General features: G+C 45.0%; 14 protein-coding genes and 1 pseudogene. 6 read left to right on the top strand and 9 right to left on the bottom strand.

Annotated elements, in window-relative coordinates; translation table 11 throughout:
• Positions 1–151: 151 nt before the first annotated feature.
• From galK to cutA, 4 genes are all read right to left on the bottom strand, one after another.
• Positions 152–1,297: a galactokinase gene (galK, locus tag L5M28_RS21575; RefSeq protein ID WP_028761840.1), complete on the bottom strand. Its 1,146-nt coding sequence runs from the start codon at positions 1,295–1,297 to the stop codon at positions 152–154.
• 295 nt (positions 1,298–1,592) lie between these two features.
• Positions 1,593–3,248 carry a cation:proton antiporter family protein gene (locus tag L5M28_RS21570; protein WP_263204385.1) on the bottom strand — a complete coding sequence of 552 codons (1,656 nt, stop codon included), beginning with the start codon at positions 3,246–3,248 and terminating at the stop codon, positions 1,593–1,595.
• 181 nt (positions 3,249–3,429) lie between these two features.
• Positions 3,430–5,265: a protein-disulfide reductase DsbD gene (locus tag L5M28_RS21565; RefSeq protein ID WP_263204384.1), complete on the bottom strand. Its 1,836-nt coding sequence runs from the start codon at positions 5,263–5,265 to the stop codon at positions 3,430–3,432.
• A complete protein-coding gene (gene cutA / locus L5M28_RS21560; protein ID WP_263204383.1) occupies positions 5,262–5,585 on the bottom strand; it encodes a divalent-cation tolerance protein CutA in 324 nt (107 codons plus the stop codon). The genes L5M28_RS21565 and cutA overlap by 4 nt, the downstream gene beginning before the upstream one ends.
• 225 nt (positions 5,586–5,810) lie before the next feature.
• Between cutA and L5M28_RS21555 the strand changes: the two genes are divergently transcribed.
• Positions 5,811–6,407: an FxsA family protein gene (locus L5M28_RS21555; protein ID WP_105251362.1), complete on the top strand. Its 597-nt coding sequence runs from the start codon at positions 5,811–5,813 to the stop codon at positions 6,405–6,407.
• Between the two features lie 270 nt (positions 6,408–6,677).
• Here L5M28_RS21555 and L5M28_RS21550 read toward each other — a convergent pair whose 3' ends face one another.
• From L5M28_RS21550 to L5M28_RS21540, 3 genes are all read right to left on the bottom strand, one after another.
• Complete coding sequence (locus L5M28_RS21550) at positions 6,678–7,664, bottom strand: DUF3187 family protein (RefSeq protein ID WP_263204382.1); 987 nt, start codon at positions 7,662–7,664, stop codon at positions 6,678–6,680.
• Between the two features lie 696 nt (positions 7,665–8,360).
• Positions 8,361–11,447, bottom strand: coding sequence for an efflux RND transporter permease subunit (locus L5M28_RS21545; protein WP_263204381.1), 3,087 nt, complete (start codon positions 11,445–11,447; stop codon positions 8,361–8,363).
• 3 nt (positions 11,448–11,450) lie between these two features.
• A complete protein-coding gene (locus L5M28_RS21540) occupies positions 11,451–12,533 on the bottom strand; it encodes an efflux RND transporter periplasmic adaptor subunit (RefSeq protein ID WP_263180422.1) in 1,083 nt (360 codons plus the stop codon).
• Between the two features lie 128 nt (positions 12,534–12,661).
• Here L5M28_RS21540 and L5M28_RS21535 point away from each other — a divergent pair, with 128 nt between their 5' ends.
• Positions 12,662–13,651: a LysR family transcriptional regulator gene (locus L5M28_RS21535; RefSeq protein ID WP_263204389.1), complete on the top strand. Its 990-nt coding sequence runs from the start codon at positions 12,662–12,664 to the stop codon at positions 13,649–13,651.
• A 1-nt stretch (position 13,652) separates the two neighbouring features.
• Here the strand turns inward: L5M28_RS21535 and L5M28_RS21530 are convergent, their stop codons facing one another.
• Complete coding sequence (locus L5M28_RS21530; RefSeq protein WP_263204380.1) at positions 13,653–15,020, bottom strand: MATE family efflux transporter; 1,368 nt, start codon at positions 15,018–15,020, stop codon at positions 13,653–13,655.
• Positions 15,021–15,244: 224 nt separating this feature from the next.
• Here L5M28_RS21530 and L5M28_RS21525 point away from each other — a divergent pair, with 224 nt between their 5' ends.
• The 4 genes and pseudogenes from L5M28_RS21525 to L5M28_RS21510 form a co-directional block, all read left to right on the top strand.
• On the top strand, positions 15,245–15,535 hold the full coding sequence (locus L5M28_RS21525; protein WP_006086113.1) for a co-chaperone GroES: 291 nt from the start codon (positions 15,245–15,247) through the stop codon (positions 15,533–15,535).
• A 57-nt stretch (positions 15,536–15,592) separates the two neighbouring features.
• Complete coding sequence (groL, locus tag L5M28_RS21520; protein WP_011847850.1) at positions 15,593–17,230, top strand: chaperonin GroEL; 1,638 nt, start codon at positions 15,593–15,595, stop codon at positions 17,228–17,230.
• Between the two features lie 404 nt (positions 17,231–17,634).
• The gene (gene hipB, locus L5M28_RS21515) at positions 17,635–17,871 is read left to right on the top strand and encodes a type II toxin-antitoxin system antitoxin HipB (RefSeq protein WP_263204388.1); all 237 of its coding nucleotides are present in this window, start codon (positions 17,635–17,637) and stop codon (positions 17,869–17,871) included.
• A 3-nt stretch (positions 17,872–17,874) separates the two neighbouring features.
• Positions 17,875–18,018: pseudogene (locus tag L5M28_RS21510) on the top strand (type II toxin-antitoxin system HipA family toxin); the annotation flags it as partial.
• Between the two features lie 367 nt (positions 18,019–18,385).
• On the opposite strand, the gene L5M28_RS21505 reads toward L5M28_RS21510, so the two are convergent.
• A partial coding sequence (locus L5M28_RS21505; RefSeq protein ID WP_263204379.1) for an AAA family ATPase occupies positions 18,386–20,605 on the bottom strand: 2,220 nt, incomplete at its 5' end.

Genomic DNA, 20,605 nt, shown 5'->3' with positions numbered 1-20,605 from the left:
TGTTAAATGAGTATGTTAACCCTATTATTTGCCATCAACAGCATAAAGTTCAGTGATGAATTCGTATGTTATCGACGGCGTAGTCACTCTATTCGGTTGTCTTTGGTTTAAGTGCGGCTAAGTGCTTGTTCTAGCAAATTGCCTGTTCTGGCTAGTTATCTATGCGCCCTGCGCCAGCGCTGGCGGAACATAAATACACTGTGGCATCGATGGCGGTTTTTTCGAAGAATTCATGTTCAACGGCGGCAACAACTGCGTCAGTCAGTTCATGGTCGACCAAGGCGACCACGCAGCCGTCGGTCATGCGGATGCCACCACGTTCGCCGATCACTTGGCTGACAATTTCAACTAAAGTATCAAATTCGGGCAGTGTGACTTCAAAATCATCACGCAGTGAAGCATGGGATTCTGCCATTAAACGACTGAATTTTTGGATGTTATTTTGCTCTAGGGCGCGGGCAGCATTTTGAGTTCTTTGGTTCTCAGTGACTACGTGTTTCGCCCGGCGGTATAACACTTCATCTAAATCGGCCTTTGCGCTTTCTAGTTGGCGTAAATCGAGGTGACGCAGTGCATCTAAGCCAAAGTACTCTGCCGCTTGTGCACACTCAGTGCGACGTTGCTCATTGGTCGCGGCTAAGCGTTGTTTCTCGATATGGGCATCTATGATAATAAGGCTTAGGTTTTCTGGAATGGGAATGGCTTCGCTATCGAGATCTAAGCAGTCAATCAGTAGTGCATGGTCTTGCTCACCCATGGCGCTGCACATTTGATCCATGATGCCACAGGCCGACTCAACATACCTGTGTTCGCCGCGTTGTGCGAGTTGCGCCACCGCCATTGGGGATAAATGCAGTTGGCTGGTATCACTAATGGCTGTACCGAAGGCGACAACGAGTGCGCCCGAAGATGAAAGACCTGCGGCAAGTGGCACATCGCCCACAATGGCTAAGTCTAAGCCCTTGGCTAATAAGCCAGTTTGCGCCATAGCCGCAGTAAAACCTTTGAGGTAATTCACCCAGCCATCTTGCGGGTCCATGTCGTTTTCTTGGCCGAAAACCCACTCTTTAATTTGTCCGGGAAACGCATCGGCGACGGCTCGAAACTTAGTATCGTCACGGCGTTTTACCGCAATCACTGTATGAAAATTAATGGCTGCCGGGAGTACAAAACCGTCGTTGTAATCCGTGTATTCACCGATCAGATTGACGCGCCCTGGGGCTTGATATAAATCATCGGCTTTAGTGCCAAAGGTTTGGACAAATAACTTAGTGGCGCGTTGCGCAGGGTTTGACATGCTGTAAAAAATTCCAAAAAAGCTGAGCTAATTTCGTTACCGTCATCGATTTATATCACGACTGAGTCAGTGATGTAACTGAGATTTTTTGCTGAAATGGCGATAGGCTGCAATGAGTAAATCGATACTGGGATGAGGAGGCAAAATAGCGTATTGAGTGTTTTATCTAGTTAATTGATTTGTAAAGATTAGTCAGCATTTAGTTGGATGCCGCACAAACTGGCAGAGGATGTTACTGCTCGTTTGTGCGACCTGTTATGGCGTGATTTTAATTTAATGCAGCATTAGCAGGCACTTAACTACGTGGCTCCACATTAAGTTTAGGATCAGGCACTTGTACTGTATCTTCCGCTTGAACCGTGTTTTTCTCTGAGTCTTGCAACAGCTCGTAAATCACATGATCCACAAAACCGGCACCAGCGGCTTCGTACAGGTTGTACACACTGTGTACCCCCGATTCTCGAAGCGCCGCTGCATCGTCACTGTACTGCACAATTGCGCTGATTTTGCCTTGATAATTCAGTTTTTTTAGTTGCTCAACTGCAAACATATTTCCCGCGTGGTGCGGCATGGCTAGCAGTACCAGTTCAAGATTAGGTGCTCTGTCGAGTTTCTCCCAAAAGTCGGTATCTGAGGCGTCACCTTGCACTACATTGCGACCCTTTGCTTTATGTAAGTCGACTAAGTCTTGCTTGTGTTCAATACCGAGAATTTCCCCATCAAATTGTTCTCTGAGTTCATCATAGGCACCGCTACCAATACGGCCCATGCCTAAGATTAAAAAGCGTGGATTACCAATGGCGATGGGTCTGTCTTCTGGGTGTAACGGGCGTTTTTCGAGCTTGATTAAACGCTGCTGGAATCGCTGGTAGATATTACCGACGGTGGCGTTAAGTGGCGCGGCGAGTAAAAAACTAAAGCTTAATGCCACGGCGATGATCACTAGCCACTCAGGAGGTAACCAACCTTTATAGGTGGCTACTGCGGCGACGATTAAACCGAATTCACTGAAGTTACCTAGGTTAAATGAGCCCAACATAGAGGTACGTGAACGCAGTTTAAAGCGAGTCAGAATGTAAACAAATAGCAGGATTTTAAGTGGCACTAACAACACCAATAGCGCCGCGAGGACGATATCCGATACCGTAGGTAAGCCGTTGAGCCCTATGGTTAAGAAGAAGGCAACGAGGAAGAGTTCTTTAAAATAGAACAAGGATTTTGCCAGCTCGGAGGATTTTTTGTGGCCCGCCAACAAGATGCCGATAATCAGTGCGCCGAGATCGGGTTTTAAGCCAACAGATTCAAATAACCAAGCGCCAACCACGAGTGCCATAACTAGGCCGAAGAGCACTAAGAGTTCACCGTGGCCGACACGGTCGAACGCTTTATAGATGAGCGGTTTAGCTAGTGGCAGTAAGAGTAATGCAAAGGCCCATACCGAAGGTACATCGCCTTTAGAAATGGTTAAAAACAGTACGGCGAAGATATCCTGCATAATCAAGATACCAATAGCGACCCGGCCGTAGAGGGATTGCACGTCGCCTTTATCTTCTAACACTTTGACCGCAAATACGGTGCTGGAGAAGCTTAACGCGAAGGCAATTAACGTCAGTTGTTCTAGGTTCAGACTCGTGAGTTGGCTTAAGCCCAGTAAGCCGAAGAGTTTTAGAATCGGCACAAAAATCACGATTGATAGCACTAAGTGCACACTCGACCCCGCCCACACTTCGGCCTTGAACAGGCTACGAATATCGAGTTTTAACCCTATGGCGAATAACAGTAAAGTGACGCCTAGGCTGGCGAGTTCTTGCAGTAATGGCAGACTTTCTTTATCTATTCCGAAGATGAACAGTACAAAGCCTGCCACTAAGTAGCCGATGAGCGGAGGGAGTCCTATACGGCTGACGAGCATGCCGCAGATGAGTGTAATAATGAGGATGCCTGGTTCCATGATGCTCCAATCTAAAAAGTCTAAAATTGTAAGTGATTGTATAAGAAATCTATGACACTTGGATAAAAAAGCGGACTTTTAATGAAAAAAGTCCGCTTTTTATTGGTGTTGCGGTAAATACACTTGGCCGTTAAAACACGCGCGAACTAAATCACTCCGCTGGTCTAAGCCTAAATCGTCACTATTTCACGAGATGATCTAAATGGGTTGCAAAATCTTTGGGGCCCATAAAACCAGTCACGCGTAAATCTTCCCTTTGCTCACCTTGTTCGTTAAACATCAACAGCGTAGGCAAACCAAGCACATTGTATTTTTCGAGTAAGGCCACATCGACCTTGTCACTCTTAGTCACATCCGCTTGTAGCAGTACGATTTTATTCATGCGGGCTAACACGTCGGCATCTTTAAAGGTGATGGCTTCGAACTCTTTACAGGCAACACACCAATCGGCGTACAGATCGAGCATCACAGGCTTACCTTGGGCGGTAGCGGCTGCAATTTCTTGCTCAAGATCTTCAATCGATTTAATGCGTTTAAAGCCATGGACTTCTTCGGTCGTCGCCGCAGTGCCTACGGAATTGTTATTAAAACCAAAGTGTCCCATCACAGCTTGGAATCCGTAGGAGAAGCTCGCCAGTAGTGCCAGCGTTAATAGCACTGAACGTACAGTTTGTTTCCAGTTAAATTCACTGAGTTTGTTCTGATGCATCAAGTAGCCAGTGAAGCTTACGCCCCACAGTGACCAAAGCACATCGGATGTTACGCCTGTCCAAATGCGGCCAAGCATCACGATAGATACAGCGATCAGCAGGAATCCGAAGATAGTCTTGATGATGTCCATCCAAGCGCCGGCTCTCGGTAATAATTTACCGCCTGAGGTGCCGATAATCAGTAGTGGTAATCCCATACCCATGCTGAGTACATACAGGGCTAAGAAACCTTGGAGTAGGTCGCCGGTTTGCGCCACATAAACGAGTGCACCCGACAGCGGCGCGGTAGTACAAGGTGATGCGACAAGGCCAGAAATCACGCCCATCAAGAACACGCCAACTAAGTTGCCGCCTTTTTGATTATTCGAGACTGAGTTCATCTTCTCCTGCCAGCTCGATGGCAGTTTCAAATCGTATAGGCCAAACATAGATAAGCTGAGCACAAAGAACAAAATCGCGAGTACGACTAATACGGCAGGATGTTGTAATGCCGCTTGGTATTTTAGTCCCGCCGATGCGACCACTAACCCTAAGATAGAGTAAGTGATTGCCATGCCTTGGACGTAAGCCATGGACAAGGTAAAGGCTTTTGCGGTTGAGAGCTTTTGCCCTTGGCCGACAATAATACCCGACAAAATCGGATACATAGGGAATACGCAGGGCGTTAATGCCAGACCGACACCTAGACCAAAGAAAATCACTAAAGTCCAAATTAAACTGTCGTTCGACAGCATTTGACTCAGGGTATCTTGCTGAGTAATGGGTTGCGTATTGGCTTTATCGGCAGTGCTTGGCTCAGTGCTGGTTTGCTCAGTCGTCGTGGTTGATTCGGCACCTGCAATTAAGCCATCGTTGGCTGCAATCGCCTTTAAAACGACTTCATGCTTGGTCGGTGGATAACACAATTTACCTTCGGCACAACCCATAAAGGTCACTGTGAGCGTGGCATTTTCATCGGCCTGTTTTAAACCAACGGGAATATCGACATAGGTATAATAGACTTCTTGCTTACCAAAATACTCATCTTCATGGGGCTTTCCCTTTGGTAGAGCGACCGTGCCTAACTCGGCACCATTGACGCTAAATTTAAGCTTGTCGCGGTACATATAGTAACCGTCGGCAATCACCCAATTGAGTTTGACCTGATTACCTTCCTGCTTGGAATCGAAGACAAATGCTTGATCGACAGGCATCAATTCAGGCTCACCCTTCATGAAGTCGAATTTGTTACCGAAAACCCCTTCACTATGAGCTAAGGGCGCAAGAAGCAATAAAGAAGTGAAAATAAGGCTGAGTAGTTTTTTCATGGCTGAGTGTTGTCTTTTATCCAATCTAAGTAGGCTGGTAGCCCGTGGGTCACAGGCACGGCAATAATTTCGGGTACTTGATAAGGGTGAAGCCTAAGCACAAGTTGTTCTAACTCTGTATATCGACTTTGTAAACATTTAATCTGTAAGCTAAATTCTTGCTCTTCACAGATTTTTCCTTCCCAAGCATAAATTGAACGTATCGGGGCGGAGATATGAACACAAGCGGCAATACGCGACTCAACTAAAGCCCGAGCCAAGGTATTGGCTTGTACTTCATCGGGGCAGGTAGTGCTAACCACTAAATACTGATGCTGCATAGTGTTAGGTATCGTCTCTTAAGAATCTTAAAGTTCGCTTAAGCCAACTTCGTTAGGCTACTTTACGTGTTTTAATGGTCTCATACATTAGCGGGTTAACAAAAGGGTGAGCTAAATATCAGTGTTTTGCTCCCTTACTTAGTCCTAATGGTTATCCTGACTTGAATTAAGACCGGATAACCCCCATTTAGTTTACAGAGATAGTCAGATAAACCTGAGGTCGGTATGTTTTTCATTATTTTTTTACTCTTTGTGCTGATCCCAGTAATAGAGCTGTCGGTGCTGATCCGTGTGGGTGAAGTGCTTGGCACTTGGACTACCATAGGTTTAGTGCTGTTTACCGCCGTGCTCGGGGTCTCTTTGGTTCGCAGCCAAGGCTTAAACACCTTAATGCAAGTACAACAAAAACTCGCCCGCGGTGAAGCACCGGGGCAAGAAATCGTTGAAGGTATGATGTTAGCAATGGCGGGCATCTTGCTCGTGATCCCCGGTTTTGTGACCGATGCCATTGGCCTATTATTCTTGACGCCATTAACCCGTCGCCCCATTGCTGCCTTGCTGTTCAAACGCATGCAGTTACGGGTTGTTGCCGGTTTACAGGGCACAATGCACGGTGGCTTTCAAGCGGGCCAAGGTCCCTTTGGGCCTAAGCCACAGGACCCATTTGGCCAAGCGCCATTTGATGATAGTGTGAAAAAAGACGGTAATGTGTTTGAGGGAGACTTTGAACATAAAGTCGATCCAAGTGATATCAAACCCGCTAGCCATCAACTCTCTGATAAAGCGCAGGACAAAGAACAGGATAAAGATCCTAAGCCTTAGTCTTGTATTAGTCGCCTGTTGCGTTAGTTTGTTATTGGATTAACTCATTTGATTATCGCGTTTATTCGCTTGAGTTTTCTCCCTAATATGCCTTAGATACCAGTGGCCCACTGAATCAATCTGACCTGTGCCGCTGGTTCACATCCCCCGTAATAGCCATTTCACTCATAAAAAACTCCAATCCTAATAACCCGCTCACTCAGCATAAGAGTGAACATGATATTAGAGAAAAGCTTTTTGATCACATTCATTCGATAAAGTAAGGTATTTTTAAATCATGACTCTGTACCCAAGAGAAAAAGCAATATCAGTGCTGTTGTCCATGTTGAGTAGGTTTTCGATTATAGTGAATTCAATTGCACTGTTATTCAGATAATACCTATAGCCTAGAAATACTTCGTGAGAAGGTTTTGAAAAGTCATTATCTGTTTTGAGTAAACCTTCATAATGATGTAATTCAATAAGCCAACCATGGCGTCCCATTAAATACTCATAACCTAAAGATAACATTACAGCATGGTCTTTATAGTCTATTCCAGATAGACTTTCATCATTTTGTCTAAAACTTATACCTGTTGTGGAGTAAAAATGATGCATTCCAGATGTATAGCTATAATTCAGCTGTAATGCTTGTTCAAAACGGTTATCTACAAATGGGCCAGAATTAACATGGTTGTAATATAAGCTGCCACCAATTGATAGACCATAATTATCCTCACTAAGCAATTGATATTCTAAATAGAAATTTAGGGAATTCGTTAGCGTATCGCCAGAAAGATCAGGTTGATTTATACCATTCTTTGAAAATATTTGGTTTTTGTCTTTGATTGTATTGTCGCGGCCATTTTGACCCACACCAAATGCATCATGAAACCAGATAGTGACTGAGTCAAGATGGTTATCCCCACTAAAACTCCACTTATAATTAGTATCAAACATCAATTTTTCAGTGAGTTGCCACTTTATTCCACCATTAAGAGAATTATGATAGTAGTCAGCATAGTAATCGTCAGTTTCAGCCCATACACTTGCTACTGTTGCAGATCCGTATATCTCTTTTTTCCCTTCAGGCAGTGCAAATCCTGAACGAAGTAGAGGCGTTAAGCTACCCGCATGTGTAGGTGATTGGGCATGCACACGAAGTGGCCCATAATGACTATAATTGATATCTTCTGCGAAAGTACTCGGTAAAAATATTACCGTATAAATTAGATGTGCTCTAATAGTCACAAATAAAATTTTCTTTGCATATTTCATCGAAAACTCTTTTTTAGCTAATCTCTATTAAAAGCAATGTTTTGTAGTAAGGCTGATGTTATGTATAAATGACTTAAATTTTGTCTGTTTGAAGTAATAAAGTTTTTGATTAGACAGATTTCTAATTAATTTTAGAATTAAAAACTACAAAAAACATACCATAATAGTACAAGTGCGAGCCAGAATGACCTACAGATAAACGGGATTGTAGTGAGTATTAGTAAAGTGCTAATAACTGCCAGTAATATTGTCTGTTTACTCATTGTCTGGACGCTATCAAAGCGTAATTTCATGATGTTTCTCAAACATAAATTATTATGCTAACAAATTAATAACATTGTTTATATTGTTAGTTATAGATAGTGGTATTTCAGATGGTATTGTAAATGAATAATCAGCACTAAATATACCGCTGCTATTTACTCGTGTAAATGTGTGTAACAGGTAATTGTCCCGTATTAGTGGTGAAAATATGGAACTGATAGTTCATATTTTTTAATTAATATATTTATTTATCAGTCATATTAGTTATCGTAATTAAAGACCAATCTCAGTTTGCCAAACTTGTTTATCTAATGGATGTGCTTGTTTAAATTGTCCCTCAAACCGCAATAGATCAAAAATGAAATGGCCAGCCAGCCACGAATGACTGACCGGCCGCGCCGGGAAGCGTTTTTGGATAAAATGCGGAGCAGGTTAGCTGGGTGATTGACCTCCTGTTGCCGTCGCTTTGATATTGAATACTAGGCTGTACATCACTGGCAGTACGATGAGCGTCAGCAGAGAAGCGAAGCCTAGACCGAAAATAATTGTAATCGCCATAGAACCGAAAAACGCGTCGGGGATCAGCGGTATCATCCCGAGCATAGTGGTTATTGCGGCCATCATCACTGGACGAACACGGCTGACACAGGAGTCGATTAAGGCAAAATAGGCTGGTTTACCTTCACTGAGCTCGAGGTTGATCTGATCGACCAAGACAATACCGTTTTTAATCACCATGCCCGACAAACTCAGTAATCCGAGTAGTGCCATAAAGCTGAAGGGCGCATCGAACAACAAGAGTCCCGCTGAAACCCCAATCAATGCCAGTGGCACAGTAAACCAGATCACTAAGGGCTGACGCACTGAGTTGAACAAGAATACGGTAATCAAAAACATCGCCAGATAACCTAAGGGAATTGAGCTAAATACCGACGCTTGTGCTTCACCTGCGGTTTCAAATTCACCGCCCCATTCCAAGCGGTAACCCGCGGGCAAGCTGATCGCTTCGACCTGGTCTTTGATTTTGCGCAGTACAGAATCGGCGGTTTCATTGCTACCAAGCTTAGGATCGGCCATCACAGCGAGCATGCGCATGCGATCGCGGCGCATCACCAGCGGATTTTCCCACTCAGTGTTGAAGCTACTGACTACTTGGGTGGCGGGCACAAAGGTATTGTGTTCGCTGCTCCAAATTTGCAGCTTCCATAGGCTGTCGGCCTGCAAACGTTCTTCGGCGGGCGCTCTGGCGACGATAGGCAGCAAGTGGCTGGTTTCTCGGTATAAACCAATTTGCTTACCGCTAAAGTTAACCAATAAGGCATTGTCGAGGTCTTGCTTGCTGATCCCTGTTTCGCGCGCTTGGGCATTTTCCAGTTGCGGACGGATCAACGGCACTTGATTACGCCAGTTGTGACGTATGCCATCCATGCTCGGCTCTGCGTGGAAAATCGCCTCGGCTTGAGCACCTAAAGCGCGCAGCACTTCGGGGTTATCACCGTAAAAGCGTGCCTCAATTTTGGCTGCGGGCGAAGGGCCGTTCTCCATGTTTTTTAAACGATATTGTGCCTGTGGGAAACGTTGATTTAACAAGGTTTCTAATTCTGGCATATAGGCTTTAACGGCGGTCAAATCTTGCATTTCAACAATCAACTGGGCAAAGGCGGGATAGCCTTTTTCTGGCTGATAGGGCAGTACGAAGCGCTGCGAACCTTGACCAATAACGGTTGTTAAGTGTTTTAGCCCAACGTCTTTTTGCTCGTTCAGCGAGAGCATTAACTTCTCGATATCAGCGGTAAAACGCTCGGTCGCCTTGATGTCAGTCCCCTCTGGCATCCAGATATCCACAAAGAAAATCGGCGTGTTAGAAGCAGGAAAGAACACATTCTTGATATGACCAAAGCCCACCACAGCGCTGAAAAGCATAGTGATAACCAGCAGTATGCTCACCAGTCTAAAGCGCAGCGCTACAATTAAGCTTGTGCGATATAAGCTGAAGAACCAGCCCTTGTAGGGGTCTTGGGCTTCTTCATCGCTCGGCGCATCTTTAAATAACAGATGACAGAAAAACGGCGTGAGTGTGATGGCGGTGATCCAGCTGATAAACAGTGAAATCATCAACACTTGGAATAAAGAACGGCAGAACTCACCGGCGGCATTTTGCGATAAGCCAATGGGCGCAAAGGCAATAATGGCAATTACAGTCGCGCCCAATAGCGGCCACTGGGTTTGGGACACTATCTGTTTGGCCGCTTCCAAACGGGTCTTACCGCGACGGATACCAATTAAAATGCCTTCAGTAACGACAATGGCGTTATCGACCAACATACCAAGGGCAATAATGAGTGCGCCGAGGGAGATGAGTTGTAGATCAATCCCGAGCACTTTCATCACGATAAAAGTGCCTAGAATCGTCAGCAGTAAGATCAGGCCCATCAGCAGGCCTGAGCGCAATCCCATAAACAGCAGAAGCACGGCGATCACTATGGCAATGGATTCCATTAGGTTGATTAAGAAGCCGTTAACTGTCTCATCTACCGCCTGACTCTGATTATAAACCGTCGCTAAATTCATGCCGATTGGGCGTTGCGATTCAAGCTCGGCTAAACGGTCACTGACCTTTTGCCCGATTTCGACTACATTCACACCGCTAGAGAAAGAAATCCCCAGCGATAACGCTGCTTCATCTTTATTGTGATAAAGCACGTTAGGGGTTTCGTCATAATCCCTTTCAATATTGGCAATGTCGCCAAGGTAAATCAGCTCAGAGCTACCCGGAGGGCTGACGATCAAGCGCGCGAGATCCTGCACATTGCTAAATTCGCCCGTGGGATGAATGCGGATACGGTTATCGCCAATCACTAAGCTGCCCGCGTTAGAGACGACGTTTTGATTGTTCACTAAGCCATAGATATAGCTCTGATCTAACCCCAGTGCCGATAGCTTTTGCTGGGAGATTTCAATCACGACTTGCTCGGTGACGTTGCCAGCAACAGAAACCTTTTTTACTCCAGGTACTAGCACTAGCTCGCGGCGCAGATAGTCGGCGTAATTGCTCAACTCGCGGTTGCTGTAATCAGGTCCCGAAAGGTTAAATAAAATGCCATACACATCGCCAAAGTCGTCCATCACCTGTGGCGTTGCTGTGCCCGGCGGCAAGTTTCCCGCAGCATCATTAACTTTACGACGCACTTCATCCCACACCTGCGGCAGGCTGGTTTTATCGTAGCTTTCTTTAATCTCGATTTGGATTTGTGATAAACCCGCACTATTAATTGAAGTCACATGCTTAATGGCGTCGAGTTGCTGCAGGGCATCTTCGAGCGGTAATGTCACTTCTTCTTCAACTTGCTCAGGCGATGCACCGGGATAAGCCGTGATCACTAAAGCTTCTTTAATGGTAAATTCGGGAAATTCTAATTGCCCCAAACCGGTAAAACTGACGCCACCACCCACGAGTAGTAGCAACACAAACATCCAACTGATGACTTTGTGGCGTATCGAATACTCTGCAATATTCATCAATTACACCCCACGCTGCCAGCGTAGTGGTTTGACTTTCATACCATCGGATAATTGAGACACTCCAGCGCTGACGATGAGATCGCCCTTGTTGACGCCCGTTAAAATCTCAACACCTTGATTACTCACGCGTCCTAGCGTCACCATCGTCGGTTTTACTTCACCCGATTGCGCTTGATAAATCCACACTTGCACTTGGCCATCTTGGTCGCGCTTATCGATAGCGGTCACTGGCACTACCGTTGACGAAAGGGCACTAGGATCTTTGACTAAGGCTAAGGTCAACTCGGCACTCATTCCTGGAAGTAACTGAATATCTTGAGGTTGAGGTAACGAAAACACCACTTCATAGGCTTGGGTGCCCGGCGTGACTTGAGTCGAGTATTCTTTAAATTTGGCATCGAAACTTTGCTCGGGGAAGGCACTAAAACGCACCTTAGCTGTAAAATGAGCTTGATCGGTATATTGCTTCAAACCCGCCGCCATCGACTCGGGAACTTGAATGCTAATATCGAGCAAGTTATTGTTCTGTAATGTTAATACCCCTTGGTTTGCTTGCACTATTTGGTGGTTATCCACCAAACGTTTGGCGACCGTACCGCTAAAAGGTGCCGTTAAACGGGTGTAACTCAGTTGATCGCGTGCAGCGGCTAAGGCGGCGGTGGCCGATTTGAGTTGCGCTTGAGTGCTATCAAACTCAGATTGTGAAATCAGCTTGCGATTGAGTAGCTCGACTTTACGTTTAAAGTCAGCGGCTAACAGTTCATGCTCCGCCTCACGGGTCATTAAATTATTGTGGGCGTCCCTGTCATCAAGTTTTGCGAGTAAGCTACCTTGAGTGACTCTTTGCCCTTCAACTAATGCCAATTCTGTTAATTGTCCTGAAATGCGGAACGATAATTCTGCGCGACTATTGGCGGCAACGCGGGCTGGAAATGTTCTGAAATCTCCGTCTTCTACATTGAGTACTTCAAACAGTTTAACCGGACGAATTGTTGCCACTTGCACTGAACTTTCCGCAGGCGAACAACCACTGATCAGGGCTGGAAGCAGCATTGTCAGCGGCAAGAGTCGATATGATTTCATGGTGGATATTTCCTAGTTAACAAATTGTCAGCATTTCTGGGCGCGAAGATACCAGCTAAATTAGTTGCAATAAACGGGATACTTTGGGATTATCAGTCCCACATAATGAGATTGAACTTAAGGTCAAAATGAAGACAGAGGACTTAGCGTTATTCCACCGAATTGCTGAAACCGGTAGTTTGATTGAAGCGGCGGATTTACTTAACTTACCTAAATCGACTGTGAGTCGACGTTTGCAAGCCTTGGAAGATGAGCTGAACATTAAATTGTTCCACCGTCAGAGCCGCTCTATGACGCTCACTTCTGCGGGCAGCCATTTTTACCAGCGCTCGCAGAATATTTTGGCTCAGCTCGACGAAACCCTATTCGAAATGACCAATGACGATGCTGAGATCAGCGGGCATTTGCGTATTCAAATGTTCCCCATCCACAGCATGAAAATCTTGATGCAAGCCATTTTCCGCTTTATGGATATGCACCCTAAACTCACCTTAGAAGTCATCAGCAGTTCAGAATCCGTTGATATGGTGAAACATAATCTCGATGTGGCCTTTGTCGTCGAGCCTGCGTTGGATACCTTAGATTTAGTAGTGCGGCCGATTTTTACCACTGACTTACGTTTTTACGCCAGTCCGCAATATTTAGCTGCATACGGTACACCTAAAACACCGAAAGAGATTGAAGCACATAATGTGTCTATGTTCCGTTTATCCAATGGCAAAATTTTTAATGAGTTATTTATCGGTTCAGAACAAGAGGTGAGAGTCAGAGGTAATTTCTGCTCCAACAGTATTGAAGTGGCGGTTGAGTTTGGATTGCAAGGACGCGGCATAGTGTATGCGCCTGCTGAAGTCGTGGATGAATATGTACAAAGCGGTGAGTTAGTTACTTTGTTACCTGAAATCCAACCCCACCAAGGCGAGTGTTTCTTAGCTTATCCATCAAGACGTTACGTAAGTTTAGCCAGTCGGCGCTTTATCGACTATATCATGCAAGAGTTAGTGCCAAACGGGGTGCCGACTAATATGAGTGAGCAAGGCCCACGTCGATCCTGCAAAGCCTCTACGGGAGCGTTTTCAGACGATGTTTTGCGCTTTCCCGTTAAAAAATCAAGCTAGTTTACCCCTCGCTAATGGCGTTTGCGGTCGTGATCTTTGTGGGCTCACAGATCCGCTGCGCCAGCCAGTAACAGGCAATTCCCATCAAAATATTGGTCACAGGTAGCGCGAGCAGCAGGCCTTTAACGTCACCTATATACGATCCCAAGGCTGCTAGCGGCAGCATGAGCAGTACTAAGCGGCACAGATTGATGACTAATGAACTCATAGGCCTGTGGTAGGCATTGAGCGAGGTCGCGACAATAATCACTATACCCAAAGGTCCGTAGGCGCAGGGCAGCACTAAGATATAAAAACTCAGCCATTCGATAACCTGCGGATCGGTACTGAATAAATGCGCGATAGGCTCGGCTAAAAAGATCAGTGGGATATAGAGTAAGGTTTGGAAAATAAAGATAAATTTTATCGATAACAGCAGGGCTTCTTTCGCTCTGTGTGGCTGTCCTGCCCCTAAGTTTTGCGCAATAAAGGGCATTAAACTCGACGACAGTGCCATCACCACTATTAATAGTACTGACTCTAATCGAGTACCGGCACCAAAGGCTGCCACTGCGCTGTGATCGATATGCGCCAACATGGCCATAATAATGGCATTGGCTAGTGGATTGATTAAATTCATCAAGGCGGCGGGTTGTGCGATATGGGCTAGTTTGCTCCAGTTCGCGCGCATTCTGTCTATGTCAAAGGCGGCCCATTCGAGCATTTTGCGCCTGACAATCAACAAATATCCCGACAAAGATAAGGCAATCAACCAAGCAAACAGGGTTGCAATCGCGGCGCCTTGGATTTCTAAACGTGGAAATGGCCCAATACCAAAAATCAGTAACGGATCGAGTATAAGATTGATGAGCGCCGCCAGTGCCATGATCATCGCTGGCGAGCGGGTGTCGCCAGTGGAACGTAAGCCTTGATTGCCTACCATCAACAATACCAGCAGCGGTGCGCTGACATACCAGTAAATCATATAGTCGTGGATCAGCGGTAAGCTGTCATCGTTTGCCCCGAGTAAGCGAAACAGTGGCGTAATAAAAATGCTACCCAGTGCGGCTAAACTGGCGATCAAGATAAAAGTGAGCAATAAGGCATCATGCAAGAACACTTTGGCCTTGTGGGCATTACCCGAACCGAACAGTCGACCTAAATTGGTCGAGACTCCAGCGCCAATACCAATGGCGATGCTCGAGATCACTAAGGTTACCGGAAAGGTAAAACTGATGGCGGCTAAGGCTTCAGTGCCCAATTGGCTGATAAAAAAAGTGTCAGCGAGGCTGAAACCTAGAATGGTCATAATGCCAATTAAGTTGGGGAGGCTCATGTTGAGCAGTACACGACCAATTGGCGCGGTGAGCAGCCCGTGTCTGTCTTTCATGGAAAAATAGTGCCTTGTTAGCGAGCGGAGGCGAGATTCTAGCAGGATTGTGCGGACTTGAAAAAACCGACATCAAAAAATTGAAGTTTTTTTTGTAAATGCCCTTGGATCTCGACACTGTCAGCCCCATATCTCAGACAGCAAAAGAGCAGACTAAGGTGTCTGTTTTTTTTATCACAAATAGGCTCGATTGTAGGGCATCAAATCATTAGGAGAGTTCATAGATGAATATTCGTCCATTACATGACCGCGTAATCGTTAAGCGTCTAGAAGTTGAATCAACATCAGCGGGTGGCATAGTACTGACCGGTAGCGCCGCTGAAAAATCAACTCGCGGTGAAATCCTTGCTGTGGGCAATGGCCGTATTTTAGAAAATGGCACAGTTAAGCCACTGGATGTCAAAGTGGGTGACGTGGTGATCTTCAACGAAGGTTACGGCGTTAAGAAAGAAAAAATCGACGGTCAAGAAGTCTTGATCCTGTCGGAAGCTGACCTGATGGCAGTAGTGGGTTAATCCTCAGCATCAATTCGACATTCCAATTAATCATTAAAAATTTAAAGGATAATCAAGATGGCAGCTAAAGAAGTTGTATTTGGTAATGACGCTCGCGTAAGAATGCTGGCTGGCGTAAACATTCTCGCGAACGCAGTTAAAGTGACCTTAGGCCCTAAAGGCCGTAACGTGGTATTAGACAAGAGCTTCGGCTCACCACTGATCACTAAAGACGGTGTTTCTGTTGCCAAAGAAATCGAGTTAGAAGACAAATTCGAAAACATGGGCGCGCAAATGGTGAAAGAAGTTGCTTCTAAAGCCAACGACGCCGCCGGTGATGGTACTACTACTGCAACTGTACTGGCTCAAGCCATTGTAGTTGAAGGCTTAAAAGCCGTTGCAGCCGGTATGAACCCAATGGATCTGAAGCGCGGTATCGACAAAGCTGTTATCGCTGCAGTTGCTGAATTAAAAGCCTTATCACAACCTTGTGCAGATTCAAAAGCGATTGCGCAAGTTGCGACTATCTCTGCAAACTCTGACGAATCTATCGGCGAAATCATCGCAACTGCGATGGAAAAAGTCGGTAAAGAAGGCGTGATCACAGTTGAAGAAGGCCAAGCGTTAGAAAACGAATTGGACGTAGTAGAAGGTATGCAGTTTGACCGTGGCTACCTATCTCCATATTTCATCAACAAGCCAGAAACGGGCAGTGTTGAATTAGATCACCCATTCGTACTGTTAGTAGACAAGAAAATCTCTAACATTCGCGAACTGTTACCTATCCTTGAAGGTCTGGCAAAAACCGGTAAGCCATTGCTTATCGTTGCTGAAGACGTTGAAGGTGAAGCATTAGCAACATTAGTTGTGAACAACATGCGCGGTATCGTGAAAGTGGCTGCTGTTAAAGCACCTGGCTTTGGCGATCGTCGTAAGGCAATGCTGCAAGACGTAGCAATCCTGACTGGCGGTACTGTTATTGCTGAAGAAATCGGCCTAGAGCTTGAAAAAGCAACGCTAGAAGATTTAGGTACAGCTAAGCGTGTTGTGATCACGAAAGACAACACCACCATCATCGATGGTAACGGCGAGCAAACACAAATTGCTGCTCGTGTAAGCCAAATCAAACAACAAGTTGAAGAATCAACGTCAGACTACGACAAAGAAAAACTGCAAGAACGTATGGCTAAACTAGCTGGCGGCGTAGCAGTCATCAAAGTTGGCGCAGCGACTGAAGTTGAAATGAAAGAGAAAAAAGCGCGCGTTGAAGATGCACTGCATGCAACTCGCGCTGCGGTAGAAGAAGGCGTGGTTCCTGGCGGCGGTGTTGCTCTGGTTCGCGTAGCTTCTAAGATCGCTGAAGTAGAAGTATTAAACGAAGACCAAAAACACGGTGTGGTTATCGCACTGCGTGCAATGGAAGCACCACTGCGTCAAATCGCCACTAACGCGGGTGAAGAAGCGTCAGTTGTTGCTAACACAGTGAAGAACGGCAGCGGTAACTTCGGTTACAACGCCGGTAATGACACTTACGGTGACATGTTAGAAATGGGTATCCTTGACCCAACTAAAGTGACCCGTTGTGCATTGCAATTCGCTGCGTCAATCGCAGGTCTGATGATCACTACAGAAGCTATGGTTGCTGAAATTCCACAAAATGCTAGCCAAGATATGGGCGGTATGGGTGGGATGGGCGGAATGGGCGGCATGATGTAATCTTACTGGTCTAAATCGGTGATAACTGCGTTGCTTCACCACTCGTTTAAGAAAGCTAAACGTCGTGGTAAAGCGCCTTGTTCTAACTCGATTTATCCTACGTAAGATACTTTGCTGGTCTGGAGCCTAAAAGCCTCAAACCAAAGTTCTTGTAAAAGAAAACCCCGATACTGGTAACAGTATCGGGGTTTTGTTTTTGGTCTGGCAACTTGGGGAAATATTGGGTGTACTTAGCTACACTTTTTGGGATTTAAGCACTGAAATGACCATAAAAGTGTAACATTGTACACTTTTGGTTGACTTGTCATTTTCAACAATCCAAAAGTGTAGTTCTGTACACTTTTATATTGAATGGGGCTGGTTTTAGGGCTAAGGTGTATGAAGTTACACTTTTGGAGATGATGATGGTATCACCGCTAAATCAACAATCCCTCGGCTTGTTAATTAAAGAGCGAAGGAAAAGTGCTGCTCTTACTCAAGACGTGGCAGCCATGCTGTGCGGCGTAACCAAAAAAACGCTGATCCGAGTTGAAAAAGGTGAGGATGTTTATATCTCAACCGTATTCAAAATCCTTGATGGTCTGGGGGTTGATATCGTTTCGGTTCAAACCAGCGACACCGAAACTAACGGCTGGTATTAACCCATGAGTACTTCCAAAAAGCTCACGTTAGAGATGCACCTCGGTGATTTAATTATCGGGGAATTATCCTTTGATGCGACGACCGACACCTTTGCCGTACATTACACCAAAGACTGGCAACAGAGTGGATTCCCACTTTCACCGACCACTGTGATCGCTAGCATAACTTGCTAGTCATTGCGGCCTAACGGCCGAGGTGAATCAAAGTCGCGGGGCTTCACCCCACACCCGACCAAGGAGGACTGCTCGTCCTATCCTCCTTGGATTCTCCAAGACACCCCTAGCGAAGTTACATGCATTGATGACTAGCCTTGGTCTTATGGATAAATAGCTATCGCTTCCGAAGGCAACGTCCCTGTACCTACGGAAGCTAGCCGGACATCCATGTCCGGACTCACGCAATTTATTCCAACGCCCTTCAGCAACTTCGCAGGGGAGGGTGAACTTCTGTAGTCTCGGTATCGGCTGTTAATCTCAAAAGAGTTATGCCTGTCCTATCTTCGTTTGTTCAAGGCTACTTTCTGTTATTCTTTACTTCCTCAAAAAATACCGCCAAATCTTCGATGTCTTGATTTAGTTCATCAATGTCAGGCATAGGAACTACACCAGCATTAGCTGGGTTATCATGGGCATCTAGGAAACCACAACACTTGTCATAGAGGGCTGTAATAAAAACTATTTCAGGCTCGCTTACTTTTAGTAGCTTAGCGATCATTGTTACTCGAACATCCCTACTGAATCGTTGGACAATATCACCAATCAACCATTCCTCAATGAGTCGCTCTAAAGTGGTTCGCAGCTTCCCATAGACGTACCTTGCTTTCTCTTTATATTCTTCCTCTATGAAGTTCTCAAAATCTTTGCAGTATTTTCTTACATCAACAATTTGTTGGCGTAGGAACTTTATCCGGTCTTTTGTGGACATTGCATCCCATGGTAAACGACCTACAGGGAAACCAGAATAGGAGCCTTTTTGAGCAATATGCACTAAGTTAAACGAAGTCTCTGGTGCAGCTTCCCTCAACATGACTAAAAATGGTAAATCGTGAGTTAGCACAATCACTTGACGGTGTAGAGATTCCTTGGCTATTCGTTTTGCAAACAACCTACGCCACTTGTGATCTAGTGAGTTTACTGGGTCATCAAAGATAATTGCTGACTTACGACTATCAATTGTTAACTCGGACATAAAGCCTGCCAAAGCAATACATTTTTGCTCACCTTCACTGGCAATATCTGAGATTTGTGTAGAGGCAATATTCGAAATAGCTAGCTTCAATTTCTGTTCCCCTGCCGAACCACGAGTCTTAGTTTCGACAGAAAAAGCTTTAAAACCTAGTGCAGATAACTCGCTTTCAAACACACCTTTTAACTGACCAATTGCACCTGCATTACTCAACACTGATGTAAATGAAGTTATTTTCGTAAGTACAACACTACCTAGAGCATTTTGAAAAATCTGAAAAGTATGCAGTCTGTTGATTTCATTTAAGACTAATCGTTTCTGTTGGCGTATTGTTTGCCGATCTACTAACTCCAATAGTCTTGAATTCATTTCTGCGAGTGACTTAGCTAAAGATCCATCATCAGCCACACTTTCAATCTTAGCTTTGAGAGAGTCCAACTGAGCTTTCAGCCAGTTTGGAACACTAAGGATTAATGATGGATGGATAAAGCATGGATTGGTTGCTAGGACAGCTTGTTTGCGATTGATTAATTGTCCCATTAGTTCACCTAAAGCATTCATAACCTCAGGTTTAACGGCTTCAATTTCAGTTAGAATTCCAGAAAAAGGCGATAAATCGAAAGACAGGTTTTCAATAAAATTTATTCGAGCTTGATATGCTTGGGTTGCTTTCTGAGCTTCAACTTGAGATTGATCTTGTATGTACTTGTGGAATGCCTTCATACGCTCAGCTGTTGCAGTATCTATAACCTGCAAACAAGTTGGGCAATTCTCTCCTGTAGCTGGAGGAAAGGAACCATTTTGGCTAGTAATAAAGCCTTCAACATGCCTCCACATCTGTTTCCAAACCTCAGTACCAATTCCCCCAATAGGTAAACCTGTGAGAGTCGTTTGTCTTATGACTTCAGCTGCTGCAATTTTGGATTTATGTTCATCATACAATCGACCTATTTCGCTCAAGCTACCGTCACTAAGTTGAGATACCAAATTATTAATAAATTTATATAAGGGTTCTCGATGACCATACTTCCCTGCTAGCTCCCTTTTCAATTGGTCTGGTGTCTTGCCTGTTAACTCGAGGATCTCTAGCTTCAAGGGTTCTATTTGAGCTATTTCTTCATCTGTTGCACAGTGGGAGTCTAAAGTTGTAGTTGATTCTGCAATCGGCAAATTATTTAGTGATTGTAAAAACGCATTTACTTTAGTCGATGGGTTATATCCAAATATTGGGTGCGGTGCTGAATGATGTTTCTGTTCATCTAAAAGTCTTCTTTTCACTTCAAGACAAACACTTACTAGTTCATCAAGTAACTTGAGTTCTGCTGGTTTGTACTCAACGCGATCTTCTTTGGAAATATAATGTACTGCTGACTTCGAATCGAAAATACGAATGGACTTTAACTCTGGGCTATCCTCTCCATCCTTTTCCCATATATAAGGGATCGGCTCTCCACCTGCTGAGCTAAAACACAGTGTGGCTTGAGGATTTTCAGTCGATGGCTTGAAAATATTCGTCAGGATATTAGGGACATCGCCACGAGTTAGACA

The organism is Shewanella sp. SW32, assembly GCF_025653365.1.
Taxonomy (GTDB): domain Bacteria; phylum Pseudomonadota; class Gammaproteobacteria; order Enterobacterales; family Shewanellaceae; genus Shewanella; species Shewanella oncorhynchi.
Note: the sequence above shows the minus strand (reverse complement) of the source record. Positions and strands in the feature narration are given on the sequence as shown.